The 22,287-nt window shown below is 68.1% G+C and carries 24 protein-coding genes; 17 read left to right on the forward strand and 7 right to left on the reverse strand.

What is annotated here, in order from left to right:
• Positions 1-51: 51 nt before the first annotated feature.
• On the reverse strand, positions 52-948 hold the full coding sequence (locus tag ACFYTS_RS13830; RefSeq protein WP_387304046.1) for a LysR family transcriptional regulator ArgP: 897 nt from the start codon (positions 946-948) through the stop codon (positions 52-54).
• A gap of 134 nt (positions 949-1,082) precedes the next feature.
• Here ACFYTS_RS13830 and ACFYTS_RS13835 point away from each other — a divergent pair, with 134 nt between their 5' ends.
• A complete protein-coding gene (locus ACFYTS_RS13835) occupies positions 1,083-1,637 on the forward strand; it encodes a LysE/ArgO family amino acid transporter (RefSeq protein WP_387304620.1) in 555 nt (184 codons plus the stop codon).
• 10 nt (positions 1,638-1,647) lie between these two features.
• Here ACFYTS_RS13835 and ACFYTS_RS13840 read toward each other — a convergent pair whose 3' ends face one another.
• The 3 genes from ACFYTS_RS13840 to ACFYTS_RS13850 all read right to left on the reverse strand — a co-directional run bounded on the left by ACFYTS_RS13840 (position 1,648) and on the right by ACFYTS_RS13850 (position 4,638).
• Complete coding sequence (locus ACFYTS_RS13840; RefSeq protein ID WP_357277901.1) at positions 1,648-2,487, reverse strand: hypothetical protein; 840 nt, start codon at positions 2,485-2,487, stop codon at positions 1,648-1,650.
• 105 nt (positions 2,488-2,592) lie between these two features.
• Positions 2,593-3,603, reverse strand: a complete 1,011-nt coding sequence (locus tag ACFYTS_RS13845) for a Gfo/Idh/MocA family oxidoreductase (RefSeq protein WP_387304048.1) — start codon at positions 3,601-3,603, stop codon at positions 2,593-2,595.
• A 30-nt stretch (positions 3,604-3,633) separates the two neighbouring features.
• On the reverse strand, positions 3,634-4,638 hold the full coding sequence (locus ACFYTS_RS13850) for a LacI family DNA-binding transcriptional regulator (protein WP_357277895.1): 1,005 nt from the start codon (positions 4,636-4,638) through the stop codon (positions 3,634-3,636).
• Between the two features lie 229 nt (positions 4,639-4,867).
• Here ACFYTS_RS13850 and ACFYTS_RS13855 point away from each other — a divergent pair, with 229 nt between their 5' ends.
• From ACFYTS_RS13855 to ACFYTS_RS13900, 10 genes are all read left to right on the forward strand, one after another.
• Positions 4,868-5,779 carry a TIM barrel protein gene (locus ACFYTS_RS13855; protein ID WP_387304051.1) on the forward strand — a complete coding sequence of 304 codons (912 nt, stop codon included), beginning with the start codon at positions 4,868-4,870 and terminating at the stop codon, positions 5,777-5,779.
• A 16-nt stretch (positions 5,780-5,795) separates the two neighbouring features.
• Positions 5,796-6,791 carry a sugar ABC transporter substrate-binding protein gene (locus ACFYTS_RS13860; protein WP_387304054.1) on the forward strand — a complete coding sequence of 332 codons (996 nt, stop codon included), beginning with the start codon at positions 5,796-5,798 and terminating at the stop codon, positions 6,789-6,791.
• Between the two features lie 20 nt (positions 6,792-6,811).
• The gene (locus ACFYTS_RS13865) at positions 6,812-7,870 is read left to right on the forward strand and encodes an ABC transporter permease (protein ID WP_387304056.1); all 1,059 of its coding nucleotides are present in this window, start codon (positions 6,812-6,814) and stop codon (positions 7,868-7,870) included.
• Positions 7,867-8,649, forward strand: coding sequence for an ATP-binding cassette domain-containing protein (locus tag ACFYTS_RS13870; RefSeq protein ID WP_387304059.1), 783 nt, complete (start codon positions 7,867-7,869; stop codon positions 8,647-8,649). Before ACFYTS_RS13865 ends, ACFYTS_RS13870 begins: the two co-directional genes overlap by 4 nt.
• Complete coding sequence (iolC, locus tag ACFYTS_RS13875; RefSeq protein WP_387304062.1) at positions 8,646-9,584, forward strand: 5-dehydro-2-deoxygluconokinase; 939 nt, start codon at positions 8,646-8,648, stop codon at positions 9,582-9,584. Before ACFYTS_RS13870 ends, iolC begins: the two co-directional genes overlap by 4 nt.
• Positions 9,575-10,468 carry an aldolase gene (locus ACFYTS_RS13880; protein ID WP_357277880.1) on the forward strand — a complete coding sequence of 298 codons (894 nt, stop codon included), beginning with the start codon at positions 9,575-9,577 and terminating at the stop codon, positions 10,466-10,468. The genes iolC and ACFYTS_RS13880 overlap by 10 nt, the downstream gene beginning before the upstream one ends.
• 85 nt (positions 10,469-10,553) lie before the next feature.
• Positions 10,554-11,444, forward strand: a complete 891-nt coding sequence (iolB, locus tag ACFYTS_RS13885) for a 5-deoxy-glucuronate isomerase (RefSeq protein ID WP_387304065.1) — start codon at positions 10,554-10,556, stop codon at positions 11,442-11,444.
• Positions 11,441-13,291 carry a 3D-(3,5/4)-trihydroxycyclohexane-1,2-dione acylhydrolase (decyclizing) gene (iolD, locus tag ACFYTS_RS13890; RefSeq protein ID WP_387304068.1) on the forward strand — a complete coding sequence of 617 codons (1,851 nt, stop codon included), beginning with the start codon at positions 11,441-11,443 and terminating at the stop codon, positions 13,289-13,291. Before iolB ends, iolD begins: the two co-directional genes overlap by 4 nt.
• 164 nt (positions 13,292-13,455) lie before the next feature.
• Positions 13,456-14,961 carry a hypothetical protein gene (locus ACFYTS_RS13895; RefSeq protein ID WP_357277872.1) on the forward strand — a complete coding sequence of 502 codons (1,506 nt, stop codon included), beginning with the start codon at positions 13,456-13,458 and terminating at the stop codon, positions 14,959-14,961.
• Positions 14,958-15,383, forward strand: a complete 426-nt coding sequence (locus ACFYTS_RS13900; protein ID WP_387304071.1) for a GNAT family N-acetyltransferase — start codon at positions 14,958-14,960, stop codon at positions 15,381-15,383. Before ACFYTS_RS13895 ends, ACFYTS_RS13900 begins: the two co-directional genes overlap by 4 nt.
• Positions 15,384-15,810: 427 nt before the next feature.
• Here ACFYTS_RS13900 and ACFYTS_RS13905 read toward each other — a convergent pair whose 3' ends face one another.
• The gene (locus ACFYTS_RS13905; RefSeq protein WP_357277867.1) at positions 15,811-16,158 is read right to left on the reverse strand and encodes a hypothetical protein; all 348 of its coding nucleotides are present in this window, start codon (positions 16,156-16,158) and stop codon (positions 15,811-15,813) included.
• 2 nt (positions 16,159-16,160) lie between these two features.
• Positions 16,161-16,334, reverse strand: a complete 174-nt coding sequence (locus ACFYTS_RS13910) for a hypothetical protein (RefSeq protein WP_387304074.1) — start codon at positions 16,332-16,334, stop codon at positions 16,161-16,163.
• A gap of 141 nt (positions 16,335-16,475) precedes the next feature.
• On the opposite strand from ACFYTS_RS13910, the gene ACFYTS_RS13915 reads away from it, so the two are divergent.
• From ACFYTS_RS13915 to ACFYTS_RS13925, 3 genes are all read left to right on the forward strand, one after another.
• Entirely contained in the window at positions 16,476-17,879 is a 1,404-nt protein-coding gene (locus ACFYTS_RS13915; RefSeq protein WP_387304077.1) for a helix-turn-helix domain-containing protein, read from the forward strand.
• A 7-nt stretch (positions 17,880-17,886) separates the two neighbouring features.
• A complete protein-coding gene (locus ACFYTS_RS13920) occupies positions 17,887-18,369 on the forward strand; it encodes a hypothetical protein (protein WP_387304079.1) in 483 nt (160 codons plus the stop codon).
• 210 nt (positions 18,370-18,579) lie between these two features.
• Positions 18,580-18,867, forward strand: coding sequence for a hypothetical protein (locus ACFYTS_RS13925; RefSeq protein WP_387304081.1), 288 nt, complete (start codon positions 18,580-18,582; stop codon positions 18,865-18,867).
• A gap of 59 nt (positions 18,868-18,926) precedes the next feature.
• On the opposite strand, the gene ACFYTS_RS13930 is transcribed toward ACFYTS_RS13925, so the two are convergent.
• The gene (locus ACFYTS_RS13930) at positions 18,927-19,172 is read right to left on the reverse strand and encodes a hypothetical protein (protein WP_387304084.1); all 246 of its coding nucleotides are present in this window, start codon (positions 19,170-19,172) and stop codon (positions 18,927-18,929) included.
• Between the two features lie 172 nt (positions 19,173-19,344).
• On the opposite strand from ACFYTS_RS13930, the gene ACFYTS_RS13935 reads away from it, so the two are divergent.
• From ACFYTS_RS13935 to ACFYTS_RS13945, 3 genes are all read left to right on the forward strand, one after another.
• Entirely contained in the window at positions 19,345-20,154 is an 810-nt protein-coding gene (locus ACFYTS_RS13935) for a DUF4184 family protein (protein WP_387304087.1), read from the forward strand.
• 154 nt (positions 20,155-20,308) lie between these two features.
• Positions 20,309-20,620, forward strand: coding sequence for a hypothetical protein (locus ACFYTS_RS13940; RefSeq protein WP_387304090.1), 312 nt, complete (start codon positions 20,309-20,311; stop codon positions 20,618-20,620).
• A gap of 262 nt (positions 20,621-20,882) precedes the next feature.
• Entirely contained in the window at positions 20,883-22,202 is a 1,320-nt protein-coding gene (locus ACFYTS_RS13945; protein WP_387304093.1) for a glycosyltransferase 87 family protein, read from the forward strand.
• Positions 22,203-22,287: the final 85 nt, after the last annotated feature.

Consider the following 22,287-nt stretch of genomic DNA (forward strand, 5'->3'; position numbering starts at 1 on the left):
GGGTCACGCACAATGAATCCCCTTGTGTCCGATCACAAGAACAGTGTCCTATCACAGCAGCGATTGCTCCGCGGCCTCGGCTATGGTCGCGGCGACGACTGTCAGGGCGGGTGAATCCAGTCGCCATTGCTGCCAGTACAGCGGCACATCCACGAAAACCTTGTCGTCCAGTGGAACCAGGCCGTCCTCGGGACGAATCATCAGGTCGGGGATCATGCCCCAGCCCAGTCCCGCGCGCACGGCGTCGTTGAACGCGGCCGAGGACGGGATGTAATGACGCGGCGGATCCACCGGCTTGCGAGTGTAGTGGCGCACCAGCCGGAACTGCAGATCGTCCTTGCGATCGAAGAGCACCACGGGCGCGTGTGCGAACGCCTTCGCATTCGCGCCGTCGGGAAACCAGGTGCGGGCGAACTCCGGGTGGGCCATCGGGCGATAGCGCATCGCTCCCAGGCGCCGCACGATACAGCCCTGCACGGGTGCGGCGGTGGAGGTGATGGCCGCCATCACGGTGCCGTCGCGCAGCAGGCGGGTGGTGTGCTCCTCGTCCTCGCGATGGATCTCGAACGAGAGCCCCGTCACGCCGGGCTGGATCGCGTTGGCGCGGCCGAGCGCGGCCACCACCCAGGTGTGCAGTGAATCGGCGTTCACGGCGATGGGAATGACCACCGGCCGATCGGCGGGCTGATGCGCTTCGCCGAGTTCGCGGGCGGTGTCGCCGGTGAGCAGCTGGATCTGCCGGGCCAGGCGCAGTACGGCCAGCCCGGATTCGGTGGGTTGCACCGGTTTGGTGCGTTGCACCAGGATGCGGCCCGCGGCGTCCTCGAGCGCCTTGATGCGCTGGCTGATAGCCGAGGGTGTGACATTGAGTTTGCGGGCGGCCGCGTCGAAGGTACCTTCCCTGATGACCGCGTCGAGGGCGCGCAGTTGGTCGAGCTGCAGATCCACAGTAAGAGATTCTAATGGCACCTCAGAATCTTTAGCTGGCCTGGTGCTGGACGGTTGCCTACTTTCGAAGGGTGAACGCATCATCGGCGGCCCTGGCGGCCATCTCAGGACTCGGCTTCGGACTCTCCCTCATCATGGCGATCGGCGCGCAGAACGCCTTCGTCCTGCGACAAGGGATCCGTGGCGAACACGTCCTGCCGGTGGTCGCGGTGTGCATCGGCTCCGATGTGGTGCTCATGACACTCGGCGTCGCGGGCTTCGGCGCGATCGTGAATTCCGCGCCGATGGTGATGACCGTCGCGAAGTACGCGGGCGCGGCCTTCCTGCTGGGCTACGCCGCGCTCGCCGCCAAGCGCGCGCTGTCCGCGTCGGCGCTGTCGGCGGGCGGCGGCGCCCCGATCGCGCTGGGCGCGGCGATCGCCACCTGCCTGGCCGTCACCTGGCTCAACCCGCACGCCTACCTGGACACGGTGGTGCTGCTGGGCTCGTTCGCCAGTACCTACGCCACCCCGGACCGCTGGTTCCTGACCGCGGGCGCCATCGCGGGCAGCCTGATCTGGTTCCTGTCGCTGGGTTTCGGTGCGCGCCTGCTGGCCCCGGTCTTCGCGAAGCCGAAGGCGTGGCGGGTGCTGGACTCGCTCATCGCGCTCGTGATGACCGGGCTCGCCATCGGTTTGCTGGTGAGCTGACCGACGGCGGTCAGTACACCTGCTTCCACACCCCGATCGGGCTGTTGCTGTTGTCGGCGGGCAGGCAGTAGACGGCCCGGCCGCTCGAGGACTGGGCGATGCCGTCCTTCTTGAGATTGCAGACCTGGCCGGGCTCGTGCTTGCCGGTGGTCAGGGTCCCGGGGCTGTCCCACACGTACGACGGGGTCGAGCCGCCGCCGGGGCGGCGGGTGCAGACCAGCTGGCTGCCGCCGCTGCTGTAGGCGAAGCTCCCGGCTTCGCCCACATTGCACGGGGATCCGAGCGCGGGCCGGGTGATGGGCAGCCAGTGCGGGCTCGCCCCGCCGGTCGCGTCGCAGGTCAGGACGGTGCCGTCGGAGGTCGTGGCGGTCATGCCGACCTGCTCGCAGGGCATCTGGATGCCGACGACCGGACTGACCGTGGTGGTGGTCGTCGAGGTCGTGGTGGTGGTGGTCGTGGTCGAGCTCGTCGTGGTGGTCGTCGTGGTCCGCTCGGGCGCGGTCGTGACGTCGGCCTGCTCGGCGGCGGTGGTCGTGGTGGGCCGGGCCGAGGTCGTGACCAGGACCCGCGTCGGGCCCGGGCCTTTCGCGGCATTCGGTGCGGCGTCCCAGCCGCTGTGCCCGGAGACGAGCAGAATCACGATGGCCACCAGGGACACCGCGATGGTCGCCGTCAGGCCGATGATCGCGTACCGCGTGGCCGGCGAGCCGCCCAGCAGGCCCGCGAGGCCGCCGGAGCGGCCCCCGGACGGCTGATCGGGGCCGTCGTGCACGGCCTCGAAGACCATGGTGTCCTGCGTCCACAACTCGTCGTGCGGATCATAGCCGGGTGGTATCGAATTGCCGTTCATCCCAATAACTCTCGCTCGGTGGTCCCGCTGTTCTCACCGGGCAAACAAAGAAGTTATACGGGGATGCCGCCGGGCGGTAGCCGGAGTTTCCACGGCGGGGATCGGTCAGCGTCGAATGTCGGCCAGCCGGACCGGTCTGCCCTGGTGCCGGGACAGTTCGCAGGCCTCGGCGATGTAGAACGCCTCCAGGGCGTCCGCGGGCGGGCACGGATTGGTCACCTGCCCGGTGATCACGCCCACGAACGTCGCGAGCTCCTCGACGTAGGCGCCGTGGAAGCGGTCCATGAAGCCCGGATAGACCGGCAGCGCCGAGGGCGGGTAGCCGGGTTCCACCGAATGCAGCGGCGCGCGCTCGTCGAGGCCGACGATGGCGTTGCCGGTCGAGCCGAGCACCTCCAGCCGCACGTCGTAGCCCGCGCCGTTGTAGCGGCTGAGCGAGACATTGGCCAGGCAGCCGTCGTCGAGGCGCAGCACCACAGCGGCGGTGTCGACATCGCCCGACTCGGCGAAGAACTCCTCCCCGCGATTGGCGCCGGTCGCGAAGACCTCCACCACCTCGCGCCCGGTGACCCAGCGGATGATGTCGAAATCGTGGACGCCGCAATCGCGGAACAGCCCGCCCGAGCGCGGAATGTAGTCCGCGGGCGGGGGCGCGGGGTCCAGGGTGGTGGCCCGCAGCGTGTGGATCCAGCCCAGATCCCCGGCGGCGACGGCCGCGCGGGCGGCCCGGTAGCCGGCGTCGAAGCGCCGCTGGAAGCCGATCTGGACCGGGACCGCGGAGCGCTCGAGGCGTTCGACCACCCGCAGCGTGCCCAGAATGTCGGCGGCGATGGGTTTCTCGCAGAAGACCGGGATGCCGCGGTCGACGGCGGCGGTGATCAGGGCCGGATGCGAGTCGGTGGCGGTGGCGACGACCAGGCCGTCGATCCCGGTGTCGAACAGCGCGTCGATGTCGGGCGCGTACTCCAGCCCGAGCTTGTCGGCGGTGGCGCGGGCGCGCTCGGCGTCCGCGTCGGTGACTATGACCCGGGCCACGCCGGGCAGGGTCGCGAGGGTCTCGGCGTGGGAGGTTCCGATGCGGCCGGTGCCGGCGAGACCCACAGTGATCGGGGACATGGCGAAGCTCCTGTCAGTCGCGGTGCGGGGTCAGTCTCGGGGTGGTGCGGTGGTCGAGCGGACGACCAGGGACGGCTCGAGGCGCTGGCGCACCGGCTCGGTGCGGCCTTCGCGCAGACGTTCGGTCAGTGCCGCGACGGCCAGTCGCCCGATACGGCTGCGCGGCTGGTCGATGGTGGTGAGCGCGACATGCCGCAGTGCCGCGAGCGAGGTGTTGTCGTAGCCGACGATCGACACGTCCTCGGGCACACGCAGACCCGCCTCTTCGAGCGCGGCGGCCGCGCCCACGGCGTTGAAGTCGTTACCGCATACCAGTGCGGTGGGAAAGGTGCTGGGGGAGAAGATGTTCAGTAGTTTTCGGACGGCGGCCGCGCCCGCGGTGTCGGTGTGCTCGCTGGGGACCACCATGGGTTCGAGGCCGTAGCGGGCCATGGCGGCGGTGTAGCCCTTGCGGCGCGGCGGGGCCGCGAAGGCCGCGCCGCCGTCGAGGTGCACGATGCGCCGATGGCCCAGCGTGACAAGGTGATCCACGGCCAGCGCCGCGCCGAGTTCGCCGTCGTCGTTGACGGTGTCGACCGCTGTGCTGGTGGAGGTGCGCGAGACCAGCACCACCGGGCAGCGCGCGGCCGCGTCGCGGATGGCGGCGGCGGGCAGCACCGGCGACAGCAGGATCACCCCGCCCGGGCGGAAGGCGAGCAGGCTCTCCAGGGCGGCGCGTTCGCGGCCCGCGCTGCGGCGACCGGTATTGAGGATGAGCTCGAGCCCGTCTTCCTGGGCGGCCTGGTCCATACCCTCGACCACATCGGCGAAGAAGGGATTGCGCAGGTCCGACACCATGACGCCGACGATGTTGGAGGTGCGGCTGGCCAGCGAGCGGGCCATGGCGTGCGGCTGGTAGCCGAGTTCGGCCGCGGCCGCCAGCACCGCGTCGCGCCGGTGGGCGCTGACCTTGGGGGAGTTGCGCATGACCAGCGACACCAGGGCCCGGGAGACGCCGGCGCGGGCGGCGACATCCTCCATGGTGGGTCGGGTCATGCGACGCACGCTACCGCGTGGCCGCGGGCCGGGGCAATAGAGCGCTCTAATCGGACTTTTCAGTCACCTTCAGTTCTCATGATTCTCCCTGCAAGCCAGTGTTTTCCGAGCTTGCTCGCCACTTCTCGGCGCATGTCGGGATCTTGACACCCGAGTGAGCCGGGTTACATTGTTGGAGCGCTCCAATAGCGAGCCTCACGATGGCCAACGACGGGTCTGGGAAGTGCCGATGACCGAACCGCTCCATCCCTTGCGTCCATTACGAATCGCCGCCGCGCCGATCTCCTGGGGAGTCTGCGAGGTCCCCGGCTGGGGGCACGTCCTCGACCCGGCCACCGTCCTGGCGCAGATGTCGGGCCTCGGCCTGTCCGCCACCGAATTCGGGCCGCCCGGATACCTACCGGACGATCCGCTCGAACTACGGAAGACCCTGCGCGACTACGGTATTGCGCCGGTCGGCGGCTTCCTCGCCCTCACCCTGCACCGCGAACCGGGCCGCGCCCTGGATATCGCGCGTTCGGCCGCCGGACGATTCGAGGCCGCCGGGGCCGAGGTGCTGGTGCTCGCCGCGGCGACCGGGGAGCACGGCTACGACGCGCGCACACCCCTCGACGATCGCGAGTGGCGCACGCTCCTCGATACCGCGGCCGCCGTCGGTGACATCGTCGTCGAACACGGCCTGCGCCCGGTGCTGCACCCGCACGTGGGCACGCACGTCGAGACGTCCGCCGAGGTGGAACGCTTTCTCGCCGACTCCGATCTGGACCTCTGCCTCGACACCGGGCACCTGCTCATCGGCGGCACCGACCCGGTCGAACTGGCCCGCCGCCACCCCGAGCGCATCGGGCACATTCACCTCAAGGACGTCCGCGAGGCGATGGCCGCCGAAGTACGCTGCGGCACAGTCGAATACAGCGAGGCGGTCAGGCAAGGTCTCTACGTTCCGCTCGGCGCGGGCGATGTCGACATCACCGCCCTGGTCCGCGAGGCGCACGCCGGCGGTTACCGCGGCTGGTACGTGATCGAGCAGGACACCGCGCTGCGCCCCGGCGAGACCGCCGAGGTCCCGACGGCGGCCGCGCGCCGGAGTCTGCGACACCTGGCCGGGATCGCCGCCGGTCTCGCCTCGGCTCGGATCTAGTGGGGAGGCGACGACGATGTCCGCATTCTCCCGTCCACGCCGCCCCCACTGGCTGCGCCTGACGCCGTGGCTGGCCGCCGCGGCCGTGCTCGCCGCCTGTAGCGGCCCCGGTACCGACGCCACCGGTCCCGGCGCGGCGCCCGTCACGGTCGGCACCGTGCGATCGGTGGCGGTCGTGACGCACGGCTCGCCCGGTGACGCCTTCTGGAACGTGGTGAAGAACGGCGCGGAGGCCGCCGGGAAGGATCTCGGCATCCGGGTCGAGTACAACTCGGCGGGCGATCCGACCCAGCAGGCCAAGCTGATCGACAATGCCGTCGCCCAGGGCGTCGACGGACTGGTGGTGTCCATGGCCAATCCGGACGCGCTGCGGCCCTCGGTGGAGAAGGCGGTGGCCGCGGGCATCCCCGTGGTGACCATCAACTCCGGTGAGGCCGAGAGCACGAAGTTCGGGGCGATCGGCCACGTCGGCCAGAGTGAGCGCCAGGCCGGTGCGGCCGCGGGCAAGCGCCTCGCCGACGCCGGAAAACACAAGATGCTGTGCGTGATTCACGAGGCGGGCAATGTCGGGGCCAATGAGCGTTGCGCGGGCGCGATCCAGGGCTTCGGGTCGGCCACCACGCTGCAGGTAGACATCAACAATCCGACCGATGTGCAGTCCCGCATCAAGGGCGCGCTCGAAGCCGATCGTTCCATCGATGCGGTGCTGACGCTGAACTCGCAGATCGCGGCCCGCGCGGTGGACGCGGTGAAGGAGTCGTCGGCGACCACGACGGTCGCTACCTTCGACCTGAATTCCGATGTGGTGAGCGCGATCCGGGCCGGAAGCCTCTTGTTCGCGGTGGACCAGCAGCAGTACGAGCAGGGCTATCTGCCCGTGGTCATGCTGAAGCTCTACAAGTCGAACCTCAATACCGTGGGCGGCGGGCATCCGGTGCAGACCGGGCCGGCGTTCGTGGACAAGACCACCGTCGATGCCGTCGCCGCGCTGGTCGGCCAGGGCACGCGGTGAACGGGCCGGGAGACGCCGACATGACCACGACGACAACGACATCCGAGAATTCGGAGACCGCGGTGGCCCCGCCCGATCGGCTCGCCATCCTCAACCGGCTGGTGGTCCGCCCCGAGGTGGGCGCGTTGCTGGGCGCGGTGGTGGTGTTCGTGTTCTTCACCATCGTCACCACCAAATTCCTCAAACCCCTGGGTATTTCGACGTGGCTGGACGACGCCTCCACGCTCGGCATCATGGCGGTGGCCGTCGCGCTGCTCATGATCGGCGGGGAGTTCGACCTGTCCACCGGCGTGATGACCGCCTCCACCGCGCTGATCACCGGGCTGCTCGCGGTGCACGCGGGCTGGAACGTGTGGTTCGCGCTGGCGGTGTCGCTGGTGTTCGCGCTCGCGGTGGGGGCGCTCAACGGCTGGGTGGTGATGCGCACCGGGCTGCCGAGCTTCATCGTCACGCTGGGCACCTTCCTGGCGTTGCAGGGCTTGAATCTCGGCGTGACCCGCTGGGCCACCGGCACCGTGCAAGTGTCCGGCGTGCGATCGGCGGACGGATATCAGTCCGCCGGTTGGGTTTTCGCCTCCACCACCAAGATCGGTAGCGCCAGTATCCAGGCGTCGGTGGTGTGGTGGATCGTGGTGACCGCGGTCGCGGCGATCGTGCTGACCCGCACCCGGTTCGGGAACTGGATCTTCGCGGTCGGCGGCTCGCTACCCACCGCGCGCGCGGTCGGTGTGCCCGCGACCCGCACCAAGATCCTGCTGTTCATGACCACCGCGTTCGCGGGCTGGATCGTGGGCGCGTGCAACCTGCTGCGGTTCGCCAGTGTGCAGGCCAATCAGGGTGTGGGCCTGGAGTTCCAGTACATCATCGCCGCCGTGATCGGAGGCTGCCTGCTCACCGGTGGTTTCGGCTCGGTGGTGGGCGCGGCCGTGGGCGCGCTCATCTTCGGCATGGCGCGGCAGGGCATCGTGCTGGCGGGCTGGAACAGCGACTGGTTCATGTTGTTCCTCGGCGTGCTGCTGTTCTCGGCGGTGCTGGTCAACAACGCATTCAAGAAGCGAGCCGAAAGGGTACGCCGATGACCGTGCCATTGATCGAAACCGTCGGCATAGGAAAGAGTTACGGCGGCGTGGTCGCGCTGCGCGATGTGTCGACGGTGGTGAACGCGGGCGAGGTCACCTGCGTGCTGGGTGACAACGGCGCGGGCAAGTCGACGCTGATAAAGATCCTGGCGGGCGTGCACCAGCACGACAGCGGGGAACTGCGGATCGAGGGCAGTGAGCTGCGATTGTCCTCGCCCCGTTCGGCTTTGGACCTCGGCATCGCCACCGTGTACCAGGATCTGGCGGTCGTGCCGCTGATGAGTGTGTGGCGCAATTTCGTGCTCGGCTCCGAACCGGTCAAACGCTACGGGCCGTTCGAGCTGCTGGACCGCAAACGCGCCCAGGACATCGCCCGAGAAGGGCTGGCGGACATGGGGATCGACATTCCCGACCTGGAACAGCCCGTGGGCACGCTCTCCGGCGGTCAGCGGCAGTGCGTGGCCATCGCCCGCGCGGTGCACTACGGGGCCAAGGTGCTGATCCTCGACGAGCCGACCGCGGCGCTGGGCGTGAAGCAGGCCGGGGTGGTGCTGCGGTACGTGGTGCAGGCCCGCGACCGTGGGCTGGGGGTCGTGCTGATCACCCACAACCCGCATCACGCCTACCCGGTCGGGGATCGGTTCCTGCTGCTCAAACGCGGGTCCGCGCTGGGCGGTTACGAGAAGTCGCAGATCGATCTCACCGAGCTGATCCGGTTGATGGCGGGCGGCGCGGAACTCGAGGCGCTGCAACACGAATTGGAGCGGGTGGTGCCGTGACCGAGCTGGAGGCCCTGACGATCGGCCGGGTCGGCGTCGACCTGTACCCCGAGCAGAGCGGGGTGCCGCTCGCACAGGTGCGGACCTTCGCCAAGTTCCTCGGCGGCACCGCCACCAATGTGGCGGTGGCCGCCGCCCGGCTGGGGCGGCGGACCGCGGTGCTGACCAAGGTCGGGCCGGACGGATTCGGCGACTTCGTCCGCGACGCGCTGGAGGGGTTCGGGGTCGCGTCCCGGTATGTCGGGACGGCGGCGGGGCTCCAGACGCCGGTGGTGTTCTGCGAGCTGAACCCGCCCGCGGACCCGCCGCTCCTGTTCTATCGGTCGCCCATCGCACCCGACCTCACCCTCACCGAGGACGAGATCCCCTGGGATGTCGTGGATTCCGTGCCGTTGCTGTGGGTGACCGGCACCGGCGTCAGCGCCGAACCCGGCCGCACCACCCAGCGCGCGATCCTCGAACGCCGGGCCCGGCGCGGGCACACCGTGCTGGACCTCGACTATCGGCCCATGTTCTGGCCCGACGTGGACACCGCGCGCGCCGAGATCGGCTGGATGGTCGATCACGTGAACGTGGTGGTGGGCAATCGGACCGAGGTGCAGGTCGCGGTCGGCACCGCCGATCCCGACGAGGCCGCCGACCGGCTGCTGGCGCGCGGGGTGCGGCTGGCCGTGGTGAAGCGCGGCGCGGAGGGCGTGCTCATCGCCACCGAATCCGAGCGCTGGACGGTGCCGCCGTGCCCGGTGCGGGTGCTGTGCGGCCTCGGCGCGGGCGACGGCTTCGGGGGAGCGCTGATCCACGGGCTGCTCGCGGGCTGGGACCCGCACCGGGTCGCCGCCTACGCCAATGCCGCCGGCGCGCTGGTGGCGTCCCGGCTGGCCTGCGCGGACGCCATGCCGACCGCCGCCGAGATCGAGGAGATGCTGTGCACCTGAACGACGCGCGCTGGTACGACCTGCTGCGTACCCGCGCCACCGACCCCGAGGCCATCCGCCGCGCCTACGCCGACCGGCGCCGCCGCCCGAACCTGCTGTCGGGCACCGGGACCCTGTTCCTGGTCGCCGCCGACCACCCGGCTCGGGGAGCACTGGGCGTCGGCGCGGACCGCACCGCCATGGCCGACCGCCGCACCCTGCTGGAACGACTGCTCATCGCCTTGGCCGACCCGGCCGTGGACGGGGTGCTCGGATCACCCGACATCGTGGAAGAGCTGCTGCTGCTCGACGCCGTCCACGACAAGATCGTCATCGGGTCCATGAACCGGGGCGGGCTGGCCGGTGCGGACTGGGAGATCGACGACCGTTTCACCGGATACGACGCCGAATCCTTGGTGAAGTACCGCCTCGACGGCGGGAAAATGCTTCTGCGCCTGGTGGATTCGGATCCCGGCACCATCCCGACCCTGGAAGCGTGCGCCCGCGCGGTGTCCGAACTGGCCGAGCACGGGCTCATGGCCATGGTGGAGCCGCTGCCGTACGCCCGGGACCACAGCGGCGCGCTCGCCATGCACAAGGATTCGGCCTCGCTGCAACGTGCGATCACGGTCGCCTCCGGACTCGGGGTCACCTCCGCGTACACGTGGCTGAAGATTCCCGCACCCGACGATGTCTCGGTGCTCGACGCCACCACCTTGCCCGTTCTCGTGCTCGGTGGCGCGCCCTCGGATGATCCCGAATCCGACCTCGCCTCCTGGGCCGCGGCGCTGCGTCACGATGTCGCGCGCGGGCTGGTGGTCGGCCGCAGCCTGCTCTATCCGCCCGACGGGGACGTCGCGGGCGCGGTGCGGGCGGCGGCTCGTGTATTGGAGGCGGCGCGATGAGCGATCCGCGCGGTGCAATGCCATGGCCCGCAGCCGGTGTCGGCGTACCGGCCGCTCCGATCGGCGACGTGAGGGCGGGGCGGAGATGACGCCACTGCATCGCCGGGCCGGAACGCTGGCCGACGGCGGCGATCCCGTGCTGGTGACCCCCGAGGACGCGGGCTGGTCCTACGCCGGGCTGCGGGTGTTGCGGCTGGCGGCGGGGGAGCGGCGGGTGATCTCCACCGGGGAGTTCGAGGCGTTCGTGCTGCCGCTGGCCGGGGCGTGCACGGCGCGGGTGGACGGGATGACCTTCGAACTCGCCGGGCGGGATTCGGTGTTCACGCGGGTGACCGATTTCGCGTATGTGCCGCGCGACGCCGAGGTCGAGCTGTCCACGACGGACGGTCTGGAGGTCGCGCTGCCGATGGCTCGGTGCGGCAGGCGGCTGGAGCCGAAATACGGTCCGGCCGAGCAGGTTCCGGTCGAGGTGCGCGGCGCTGGTCACGCCACCCGTCAGGTCACCAACTTCGGGACGCCCGGTGTGTGGGATCACGCCGACAAGCTCAATGCCTGCGAACTGATCACCCCGGACGGGAACTGGTCCTCGTATCCGCCGCACAAGCACGACGAAGCCTCCGCGTGCGAGGTCGTCAACGAGGAGATCTACTACTTCCGTATCGCGGGGCGCGACGGAATCACCACGAGCCCCGAAGGTTTCGGGTTCCACCGCACCTACACCCCGGGCGGCGCGCTCGACGAGAACGTGGCCGTCCGTGACGGCGACGTCTTCCTGGTGCCGCACGGCTACCACGGTCCCTGCGCGGCCGCGCCCGGCTACCCCATGTACTACCTGAACGTGCTGGCCGGTCCCGCGCCCGAACGGTCCATGGCCTTCTGCGACGACCCCGCGCACGCCTGGGTGCGGGCGAGCTGGGCGTCGCTAGCGGCGGACCCGCGGTGCCCGGTCACCTCCCACGAAGGACGGCTCGGATGAAGCTCACGACCGCGCAGGCGCTGGTGGCCTGGCTCGTCGCCCAGCGCTCGGAAACCCTCGAAGGCGTCGAAGTGCCGCTGTTCCCAGCCGCTTTCGGCATCTTCGGGCACGGCAATGTGCTGGGCCTGGGCACCGCGCTGGCCGAGCATCGCGACGCGCTCCCGTTGTGGCGCGGGCACACCGAGGAGGGCATGGCGTTGGCGGCGGTCGGGCTGGCCAAGGCCACGCAGCGGCGGCAGGTCGGGGTCGCGACCTCGTCGATCGGGCCTGGCGCGCTGAACATGGTGACGGCCGCCGGTGTGGCGCACGCGAATCGGCTGCCGGTGCTGCTGCTGCCCGGCGACACCTTCGTGAGCCGGGCCCCCGATCCGGTGTTGCAGCAGGTGGAGCATTTCGGGGATCCGAGCGTCACCGTGAACGACGCGTTCCGGCCGGTGAGCCGCTACTTCGACCGGATCACCCGGCCCGAGCAGCTGATCGCGACGCTGCCGCAGGTGGCGCGGGTGCTCACCGATCCCGCCGACACCGGTCCGGTGGTGCTGGCCCTGCCGCAGGATGTGCAGGCCGAGACCTACGACTTCCCCGACGCGCTGTTCGAGCTGGTGGTGCACCATGTTCCGCGCCCGCGTCCCGATCGGCGTGCGGTCACCGAGGCCGCGCGAGTGCTGCGCGACGCGCATCGTCCGCTGCTGGTGCTCGGCGGTGGCGTGCGGTATTCGGGCGCGGGTGGTCAGGCGCTGGAATTCGCTGAGCGGCACGGGATTCCGGTGACCGAGACCACCGCCGGGCGCACACTGGTGCCGCATGACCATCCGCTGTTCGCCGGTCCGCTCGGGATCACGGGCTCGGCCTCGGCGAATGCGCTGGCCGCGGCGGCGGACGTGGTGCTGGCCGTCGGCACTCGTCTGCAGGACTTCACCACCGCGTCGTGGACGGTGTTCGCGCCGGAAGTCCGTCTCGTGCACATCAATACGGCGCGGTTCGACGCGGTCAAGCATGGGGCGCTGGCGGTGGGCGGGGACGCCGACGCGACGCTGCGCGATCTCGGACCGGAACTGGGGGAGTGGTCTGCCGATCCTGACTGGACCGCGCGAGCTGCGGCGGTCCGATCCGACTGGGACGCGCATATCGACAAACTGCGCGCGCCCACGCCCGGGACGCCCAGCTACGCACAGATCGTCGGCGTGGTGAACGAACTCAGTGAGGCGTCGGACTATGTCATGACCGCATCCGGCGGCCTGCCCGGCGAACTCATCGGCGGCTGGCGCGCGCCCGGTGGGCTGCCGACGATGGACGTCGAATACGGGTTCTCCTGCATGGGATACGAGCTAGCCGGAGCGTGGGGTGCGGCCCTCGCGCGCACCGACACCGGAGGACTGGTCACCACCCTGCTCGGCGACGGCTCCTACCTCATGCTCAACTCCGAACTGTTCTCCGCCGCCTTCGCCGGTCACCCGTTTGTCGCGGTGGTGTGCGACAACGACGGGTACGCGGTCATCGCCCGCTTACAGGAAGGCCAGGGCGGCACGGCGTTCAACAACTTCTACGCCGACTGCCGCACCACTCACGCCGCCCCGCCGCGCGTGGACTTCGCCGCGCACGCGCGTGCGCTGGGCTGTTCGGTGTTCACCGCCGTCGAACTCGGCGACTTCCGCGACGCCTATGCCGCTGCCAGGGCAGCCGCCCGAACGGAGTCCCGGCCCGCTGTCGTCGTAGTCCGGACCCAGCCGTCCACCTGGACCGAAGCCGGCGCGTGGTGGGAAGTCGGTGTGCCGCACCATCTCTCGGGCCGCGCCGAGTACGACCGGGTGAAGCCCGGGCAGCTGCGCTACACGCATCCGGCCTGATCGCGGGCGCGACGCGCCGGTCACCCGAAATCCGGGCATACCGGCGGTCGCCCGACCCGCGTGCACGATTTATGGCAGACTCGGCGCAAACACGCGGTCGGTCGATGGGCGATCAACGGTTGTATTGATCGAGGTAGTACGGGGTACGGGATTTGAAGGTCGCAATGGATCTCAGCGCCATCGAGCGGCAAGTGGCCGTGGATCGCGGGGCAGCACGGGATCGGACGCTCGAGGCGGAGCTGGCCCTGGCCACCTCGCTGTGTGAGCTGGCCCGGGCGCTGATGGCGACCAAGACCGACCCGGATTCGCGGGATCGGTCCGCGTCGGCGCTGGAGCCCGCGCAGGAGGCGGTGCTTCTCCGCTTGCGCTGGCTCACCTCCGGGCACGTGACCGCCCCCTTCGCCGCCGAGGTGACCGAGGCATTGCGCCTGTTCGAGCAGGCCGCCCGCACCATCGGCCACCGCGAGCTGGCCACCTCCACCATCCGCAACGCCTGTCAGGCGTATCGGCATGTGGCGCAGCACTATCCCCTCGCCGCGGGGGCGTCGGCCGACGCGCTGTCCAAGTGCAGCGTGTGGCTGTGCCGCCTCGACCCCAAGGCCGCCGTCGCGGCCGGCGAGGACGCGGTCCGCATCCGAGCCGGGCTCTTCGCCGCCGATCCGGACCAGGCCAACCGCTACCTGTCCACCCTGAACACCCTGCTGCGCACCCTCATGGTGGGCCGCCAGCGCAAACAGGCCCTGGCCATGTACCGCGAGTGCTACGCCAAGGTCACCTCCGCGGGCATGACGCAGCGGCTGCGCGAAATCCGGGTCGAGGACATCGGATTCACCGGCAAGACCGTCACCGCCCTGCGCAAACTCGAATGCGCCACCCTCGAACGCGCCGGCTACCTGACCCAGCAGCAGATCCTCTACCAGACGGCCGGCGATCTGGCGACCATCGAGGAGATCAACTGGCAACTGGCCCTGGTCGGCCTCAAACCGATCGCCGCGGGCGCCCTGCCCGACCAGCCTTCCAAGCCGGTCGAGATCAGCACCGCCTTCGGCGCCCTCGGCGTCCGCTGCTCCTCCCGCAACGCCGTCACCCTGGTCCGCGCCGCGATTCTCGCCGCGTACACCGCCGACGGCGCCCAACCGGTCCAGAGCTCCGCCTACCTCGGCGTCGACCAGAAGCACTGGAGCACACCCGAACCCGAACCCAACCGCGCCGAACGCCTCGGCGAGGACGTCGTCCTCATCGAGAAGGTCTCCGAACACTGGGTCTCGGTCAAAAGCCTGAATTGGGAAGTGGCGCCCGTAGGCCGCCACCCCCTCGCCCTGCGCCTCTCCCAGGAATGGCCGGTCGTCAGCGTCACCACCACCGAGCAGATGTCCTACGAACTGTGCTGGTACGAGGGCGGCGCCGCCACCCAATACGCCTGCCTGGGCCTCCCCGCCGCCCAAATCCCCCTGGAAAAGCCGTTGGCCCCCTTGGACTTCAAGGCCCTCTCCGACTACGGCGCCGACTACGCCTCCGAAACCCAGGTCCGCTCCGCCTTCGGCAACACCACCATGTTCACCAAACTCACCTGCCTCCCCGGCAGCGGCATCCGCCAAGCCGCCGAAGCAGGCCCCCTCTCCGCCCACGGCACCAACACCTTGTACTTCCGCAACGCCACCGAATCATGAACGAGCCCAACGGCTACGAGATCGCGGTCGACACCGACCGCATCAACGCGGACCGAGTCCACCACTGGTTGTCCACCGACGCCTACTGGGCGCTGGGCCGAGAACACGACATCGTCGAGCGCGCAATCCGCGGCTCGATCAACATCGGCGCCTATGACAACACCGGCGACCAGGTCGCCTACGCCCGCATCGTCACCGACCTGGCAACCTTCGCCTGGCTCTGCGACGTCTACGTGGATCGCGACCACCGAGGCACCGGCCTCGGCCGCGCTCTCGTCACCGCGGCCCGCGACCACCTCGCTCCCTACAAACTCAAGCGCATTGTCCTCGCAACCCAAGATGCCCATGGCCTCTACAACCGGCTGGGCTTCGCTCCCCTCCCTGATCCAGAACACTGGATGGTCCTGTCCGCCGAAGGCTGAGCGTCTTCTCCGTCCCTTTCGGCCGTCTTCAGGCAATCCAGCCGGGCTTGTCGTCGACCCAAATGTCTGGGCGCGGAATATCGCCGCGACTGATCCGGAGCCAGAGTCCGGCATGGGTGATCCCGCGAACACGGCACATCGTTACCGTGTCCGCCGCAGTGATCGTACGTTCGGGCCAACGCCATGCGGGCGGCACCGGTCCGGATCCGGCAACGACGATCGGTGACCACGCCTGGATCAATGGAAGAGTCCACCCTGGCCAACGGCCGACCGTGACGACTGGAGGCGGTACCCAGTACGGGCCGTGGACGCGCCATCGCTGGAGTCGGTCGTATGGCATCTTCCGCGAATCGGCGCAGGCCCAGGAAGCAACGCACGCCGACATCGTGAAAGCTGCGCGGCGCTGATACCGGGAGGAAAGAGTCTGTCACCACCGTGACCGCATCTCCGCAGCCGCGTCCGGCGGAATGATCCATCTGGCATAGGTGTCGTGCGGATCAACGGTGATCAAGTCGACAACCTGAACCAATTCATGGGGCACGGATCCTCCGAAGTGCTCCAGGCTTGGCACGACCACCGCTTCAGCGTGCATTCGGCCCACGACGTTGATCAGCCGCCGGATCGGGTCTTCGATGTGCTCGCTGAACACGACGGTTTTCGCCACGGCATAGCCCAGTCGGCTGGCGATGCTGCGGTTCTGCGCTTCGTCCCACGGTTGGCGGGCCCCGGAAACGTCGCTGCGCAAATAACCGATAGCTGTGGGTATTTCGAACATGGTCACCACCGCCCAGCCGGTTCGTATCCGCCTTCGTTCTCGGCGGCGAGGCGCGCTCGAATGTCGGCGACGCTGGCCCCGCCGCGGTGCTGCGCCGGACGGTCTGTGCGGCTGGATGATAGAGCTGCCGTGAACATCACCGTGGCAGCGAGGATGAGGGCGAGGACGAAATCCATTGGGGCTCCTCTGGGTCCGCTCAGTCATTCTCTTAGTGTTGTAATCAGCGTGTCTGAGGGTTCGCCGAGATTGAAGGTGACACTGGTACACGCGGGTATACGCTCGGTTCACGCATCTCCCGCACCTGCGAGGTAATCGGTATGCATGAGGCATGGACAGGTGCCGACGCGACCGCGTTGCGCAGAGCCTTGGGTGTTTTCCAAGCCGAGTTCGCCGAGCGCACCGGCGTTGCGTTGAGCACTGTCAAGAAGTGGGCCCGGCGCGGGATGACCGTCACGCTCCCGTCGTTCTTCGCCGAGTTGATGGAAACCCATCTCACGCGGGCCACTCCGCAGCAGCGTGCGCGATTCGTGGCGGCCAAACAGGCCAGTATCACGATCGTTCTCCCCTGCGATCCGGACGATCGGGCGGATTCCTGTGCCGTGCAATGGGAAACGGGCATGTGGACCGCCGATTGCACGGCCATCGCCCACGACCTCACAAGAGAGGACCTGATGTTGGATCGTCGCCAGGCGGCCCGTGCGCTGGTCGGGGTAGTCGTCGGAGCCAACCTGCTCGAGCCCCTCGAACGGTGGCTGCTGTACGGGAGCGACCGTGCAGCCACGCCTGCCGGGATGACGAGGTATCGCGTGGGGATACAGGAAGTTGAGCAGTTGGAGAATGCCGCACGGGTATTTCGCGAATGGGATGACCAGTACGGCGGAGGTTTGCGCCGCAAAGCCGTGATCGGTCAGCTCAACGAGGTCAACGACCTGCTCACTCACACTCAACCGCCGGAGATCCGCCGTCGCCTCACGGTTGTGCTGGCCCATCTCGCCGAGACAGTCGCGACGATGTCTTGGGACTCCGGACAGCAATCGACGGCCCAGCGCTACTTCGTGCTAGCCGTCAGGGCGGCGCTGGCGGCGGGGGACTCGCCTTTCGCCGCAAACTCTCTCGCGGGTATGGCCCGACAACTCCTGTACCTCGGTCGTGCCGCTGATGCCCTGGAGCTTGTGCGCCTCGCCCAGGACCAAGCGGCGACCGCGACACCGGCGGTCCGCGCGATGCTCCGTACCCGAGAAGCATGGGCATACGCCCATCTCCATCGCCCGTCAGCGTTTCACCATGCCTGTGATCGGGCGCAAGAGGCCATTGCCGAGGCCTCCCCGCCGATCGACCCCTATTGGATCGGCTACTTCGACGACTCGGAGATGGCGGGCACGATCGGCGGGCGATTGCTCGAAATGGCGCTGTGCACACCGGAATTCGCGAGCGAGGCGGCCGAGCAGATCAGCCGGGCTATCGCGTTGCGGCAACCGAACCGACTGCGCAGCGCCGCACTCGACCAACTCGGTTTGGCGGAGGCCCGGCTGATCCAGGGCGAACTCGAGGAGGCATGCCGTCTCGGGCACGCCGCGCTGTCCACGGTAGAACAGACCGCCTCCGACCGAGTCCGAGTCAAGTTGCGGGAGATATTCGCACGTACCGAACACGTGGCAAACGTCCGCACGGTGGCGGAGTTGCGGGACAGGATGCGCGTGCTGGTCGCCGACCCGGTATAGAAGGGGCATGACTCGTATCGGCGTGACCGGGCACATGAACATCACCGAGGACTCGGTCCCGCTGATCTATTCGGAGATAGCCCGGCTCTTGGCGGACGCTGGAGACCCGACCGAACTGATCGGAATCAGCTGCATCGCCCGCGGGGCCGACAGCGTGTTCGCCCAGGCAGTCCTCGACGCCGGTGGGCGATTGGAAGTGGTTCTACCATCGCGGGATTACCGTCAGCGCAAGGTCAAGCCGGATCATGCCGAACTGTTCGACACCCTGACGTCTCGCGCGGTTACCGTGCATGTGATGGAGTTCGACGAGGCAGGCAGGGAGGCCTACGAGGCCGCCAACGAAGCGCTCGTAGGAACCTGCGACCGGTTGATCGCGGTATGGGATGGGCAACCCAGTGAACAGGGTGGCACGGGAACAGTCGTCGAGCTCGCCAGGCAGAAGGCAGTCCCAGTCGACATCGTCTGGCCAGACGGCTCGGCCCGCAACTGACTGTCGGCCGGTACTTGTCGCCGAACACCCTCTCTAGAGCCAAGTTGCGTACGCTTCAGGCTCAGTCGCCACCGGGGCTGGCCGGTCACGTTCTACTCCACTCTGGAGTGCGCGGTGACTGGAGCATCAACGCGGCTACTTGCATGGCACGCCCGATTCAGGTACCTGGCCTGAGCTGCCACCGGTCTTGTCTTGGGGCAGACTGTGCGCATGGTGGTGGATCCGATCGAGCTGGAGGGTGAGCGCGGGCACTTGCTGGCGCGGCTGAGCGAGCTGCGCCGCGCGATCGCGGAACTATCCGACGGATACGCAGCTCTACCGGAGTCAGGTTTGATCATCGACACCGTCGGTGCCGGGGCACTGACGACTCCGGGCTACTGTGTCGCCGGTGCACGGGAAGTGCTGGAGGAAGTGCTGATCGAGCTGGACGCCGCCGCTGACGCAATGGATCGAGCAGGCCAATACACGGCTCGATTGCGCGGCGTCGTGTTCGACTGAGCAGGGTCCACGACACCTGCTCCCGTCAGAATTGATCAGCAAACACGTCTCCGCCGAACTCATTTCGGCGGGGTGGCAGAGCCGCTGACCGGAGCCGGAGTCGGTGGGGATTCCTGCGGCAGGGGTTTGATCACAACCGGGAACACCATGCGACTCCCGACCGGCCCGGGCGAGGGCTCGTCGGGAAACAGCACAACGCCGGCGATGATCAGCAGTGCCGCTGCGGTAATGCCGAGGATCGGTCGCACGAGGCTTGGCCACAGCTCCCACGCCGACCGCGCGAACGATCCGGATACGTCAGGCATGTCCGCTCCCTACCGCGCTGGAGCCTTCATCGATCAGTCGCCGGGCAGGCATCACCCGTTACAGTTGGAGCTGGTGTCGCCACGCGTGAATCGCCATAACCGGCATCAAGATTCGACGGCGTCAGTGGCCGTGTCCCCGACCCGGTTGAAACGCCAGTGGATAGACTAGGCCGTGCCGCTTACCTTTCCGTCGCATGCGTTGGCAGTCATCCCGTTGAAGATGCGATGGCCGCGTCATCTGGATGGTGTCGCGTTGGTGGTCGGTGCGGCGGTTCCCGATGCCTCGTATCCGGTGGCCGGGTTCTTTTCGATGCCGGAGACGCACACGCTTCTTGCGCTGCTGTGGTGGTGTCTGCCGATGGGAATCGTCGCGACGTGGGTGATTCGTTGGGGTGCCGCGGATATCGCCGCCCATCTGCCCCGGCTCGGGGCTTTCGACCTGCCCGCTTACGGCGTTCTCGGTGCTGTCCGATATCGGTGGTATGTCACGGGCTACTCGATTCTGATCGGCGCGGTGACCCATATCTTCTGGGACGGATTCACGCATGATCCGGCCGGTGGGCATGGCTGGGGAGTCGCCACATTCCCCGTGCTCTTGCAGCCGGGCCCGTTCGGCAGGCCATGGTGGTACCTGCTGCAGCAAACATCGACCTTCGTCGGTGGGGCACTCGCGGTCGGTCTGTTCTACTACATCGGTCGCCGCGGACTGCTGCGAGCCTGGCACGGTGACCCACCGCCCTCCCGGCGCGCGCCGAAGCGGTTCTGGCCGGCGGCCGGACTTGTCGCCGCGCTCAGTGTGTTGCTTCTTCCACTGATGCCCTTGGCATTTCAGCCGTTCGTGGTGGGAGTCCGGTTGCTCTATGTCGGGGCGCTGTCGTTGCTTGCGGGCGCAGTGTCGTTTCGCCTGTTCGATCCGGAACCCCGCAACACCGACCTCGCCGACACCGGCACCGGCAACCCGGATCCTTGTTCGATCTTGTAGATTCCGGCCCGATCGAACCTGACGGCAACGAGCACGCACATGAAATACCCGCTTGTGCCGCAACCTGTGCGATCACTGACGCAGTCGGTCCGCTCGACGGATCGCGTGTGTACAGCGGCGGCGATATGGTCCTGCCATGACACCGAATTGGGCCGTGGGCGACGAATGCCAATTGCCGGCGACCGCTGCCATCTGGCTCACCAACGATCCGCAGCCAGGGCTGGTCCTCGTCGAGTTCGTCGACGCCCACGGTCGTCCTCACTGGCTGGTCGACAAGTGCGCCATCTTCGGCGCAGACCTGTTGCCGACATCGACTTACCCACGCCCGACCAGCATTCGATGTTCGATCGACGCGATCAACGGCGACATCGCTACGGTCCGCCCGTGGTGGACGATCAGCTGTGGCGGTCTCTCCTTCCTGTTCGACGTTCCGGCAGACGTACTCGTTCCGATGACGGCGGGCTGACGGTGAGCCTCGGCGATGGCTGGACCGTACCGAATCGGAGCCGGCCAACCAGGTGTCCGACCTGCTGCGGTGACGAGTTCGTGACGACCGGCTATATCGCGCACTACTCGCATCGGTTGGGCCACTTCTTGCCGATTGCGCTGCGATAGTGCGAGATTGAGCCGGTCGCGGAATCGAGTGAATTCGGAAGTTGCTGCGCGTCAACGGTTACGGTGGGTGTCGTTAGCGTTCCTTTCAAGTTGCGCGCGTTTGGGGGCTGTTCATGCAGGATCGAGATAGAGGCGTATCGGCGCGGTGGGCGGCGGTCGCGTTGCTGGCCGGTGTCGCCGCATTAGCCATTCAGGCGGTGGTGATTCCATTGCGGGCGTCGCCGCAGTTCGGGCTGTTAGCCAACCAGGGTGATCTGGAGATCTACCGCAGCGGCGCACTGCAGGTACTGCATGACGCATCTCTCTACGTTGCGCCGGTCCCGCCGGGAGGATGGTTCACCTACCCTCCGTTCGCCGCGATCGTCTTTGTCCCGTTAGCCCTGATGCCGCTCGTCGTAGCGCAGCTGGTGGTTTTCGTAGTGTCTGTTGTGGCGCTGTGGGCCACTCTGTGGCGAAGCTGCCGCGTGCTCGGGTACCGCGGTGACCTCAATCTGGCGGTTGCCTGTATCGGATTTGCGTTGATGGCCGCGGAATTGGAATCGGTACGAGGAACACTCTGGCAGGACCAGATCAATCTGATCCTCATGGCGATGGTTGTCTGGGACCTGACCCGTTCATCGACGGCACGATTCCGTGGATGGACAGTCGGCCTGGCAACCGGGGTGAAACTCACCGCTGTGGTGTTTCTGCCCTACCTGATCCTGACTCGCCAGTGGCGAGCAGCAGCGTCGGCCACCGTCATGGCGGCCGCGACGGCAATCCTGGCCTGGTTCATCATTCCGGCCGACTCTGGTGAGTACTGGCTGCACGCAGTGCACGACGTCGACCGCATCGGGCCGGTCACCCATCCGTTCAATCAATCCATCAACGGTGTGCTCGCGAACTTGTGGGCGCCCTCGACACCACCCACCGTTTCGTGGCTGCTGCTCGTCGCCGTTGCCGCTGCACTCGGATACGGCGCCGCTGTGAAAGCTCAGCGCGCCAACCAGAGCCTGACCGCCATCGTCATTGTCGGCCTGATCGCCTGCATGGCCCCGCCGCTCGCGTGGAGTCATCACTGGGTATGGATCGCCCCGCTGCTGATCGTATTACTGCACAACACGATTCGGGCACATCAACACCGTGCAGCCTGGGCGGCGGCGACTGCGGCGGTGTTCGCGGCGGGATCCATGTGGGGCGTCTCATGGGTCTACGCCGAGATCGAACACCTGGGGCTGACAGCCGCGCCGGGCTACATCCCCGCGATGACAGCCGCGGTCGACCAGATGCCGAATTGGGTTCGAGCCATCGTCTGCGGTGCACCGCTGGTGATCTACTTCGCGGTGGTCACCGCGATCCTGATACGCAAGGAGCAAGGCGGACCGGACACAGCACCATCCTCGCGCGCGCCTTCTCCTCACCTCGGCGAACGACTGCCGGTAGACAGAGAGTGAGAGGGTCGGCAGGATTCGAAAATATGGCGCACCACCGTGCTCGACCACTCGGGCTTGCCCGTCCGGTTGCCTGCGGATATCGCGT

It is taken from the genome of Nocardia sp. NPDC004151 (assembly GCF_042874235.1).
Taxonomy (GTDB): domain Bacteria; phylum Actinomycetota; class Actinomycetes; order Mycobacteriales; family Mycobacteriaceae; genus Nocardia.

Bases quoted from the DNA above. Each gene is read 5' to 3' on its own strand.
- ACFYTS_RS13850 (WP_357277895.1), bottom strand. From the start codon at position 4,638: ATGACCCGACCCACCATGGAGGATGTCGCCGCCCGCGCCGGCGTCTCC.
- ACFYTS_RS13895 (WP_357277872.1), top strand. From the start codon at position 13,456: ATGGATCTCAGCGCCATCGAGCGGCAAGTGGCCGTGGATCGCGGGGCA.
- iolD (WP_387304068.1), top strand. From the start codon at position 11,441: ATGAAGCTCACGACCGCGCAGGCGCTGGTGGCCTGGCTCGTCGCCCAG.
- ACFYTS_RS13910 (WP_387304074.1), bottom strand. From the start codon at position 16,334: ATGGATTTCGTCCTCGCCCTCATCCTCGCTGCCACGGTGATGTTCACG.
- ACFYTS_RS13840 (WP_357277901.1), bottom strand. From the start codon at position 2,487: ATGAACGGCAATTCGATACCACCCGGCTATGATCCGCACGACGAGTTG.
- ACFYTS_RS13860 (WP_387304054.1), top strand. From the start codon at position 5,796: ATGTCCGCATTCTCCCGTCCACGCCGCCCCCACTGGCTGCGCCTGACG.
- ACFYTS_RS13920 (WP_387304079.1), top strand. From the start codon at position 17,887: ATGACTCGTATCGGCGTGACCGGGCACATGAACATCACCGAGGACTCG.
- ACFYTS_RS13945 (WP_387304093.1), top strand. From the start codon at position 20,883: ATGCAGGATCGAGATAGAGGCGTATCGGCGCGGTGGGCGGCGGTCGCG.
- ACFYTS_RS13865 (WP_387304056.1), top strand. From the start codon at position 6,812: ATGACCACGACGACAACGACATCCGAGAATTCGGAGACCGCGGTGGCC.
- ACFYTS_RS13870 (WP_387304059.1), top strand. From the start codon at position 7,867: ATGACCGTGCCATTGATCGAAACCGTCGGCATAGGAAAGAGTTACGGC.
- ACFYTS_RS13855 (WP_387304051.1), top strand. From the start codon at position 4,868: ATGACCGAACCGCTCCATCCCTTGCGTCCATTACGAATCGCCGCCGCG.
- iolB (WP_387304065.1), top strand. From the start codon at position 10,554: ATGACGCCACTGCATCGCCGGGCCGGAACGCTGGCCGACGGCGGCGAT.
- ACFYTS_RS13915 (WP_387304077.1), top strand. From the start codon at position 16,476: ATGCATGAGGCATGGACAGGTGCCGACGCGACCGCGTTGCGCAGAGCC.
- ACFYTS_RS13900 (WP_387304071.1), top strand. From the start codon at position 14,958: ATGAACGAGCCCAACGGCTACGAGATCGCGGTCGACACCGACCGCATC.
- ACFYTS_RS13835 (WP_387304620.1), top strand. From the start codon at position 1,083: ATGGCGATCGGCGCGCAGAACGCCTTCGTCCTGCGACAAGGGATCCGT.
- ACFYTS_RS13845 (WP_387304048.1), bottom strand. From the start codon at position 3,603: ATGTCCCCGATCACTGTGGGTCTCGCCGGCACCGGCCGCATCGGAACC.
- ACFYTS_RS13925 (WP_387304081.1), top strand. From the start codon at position 18,580: ATGGTGGTGGATCCGATCGAGCTGGAGGGTGAGCGCGGGCACTTGCTG.
- ACFYTS_RS13905 (WP_357277867.1), bottom strand. From the start codon at position 16,158: ATGTTCGAAATACCCACAGCTATCGGTTATTTGCGCAGCGACGTTTCC.
- ACFYTS_RS13930 (WP_387304084.1), bottom strand. From the start codon at position 19,172: ATGCCTGACGTATCCGGATCGTTCGCGCGGTCGGCGTGGGAGCTGTGG.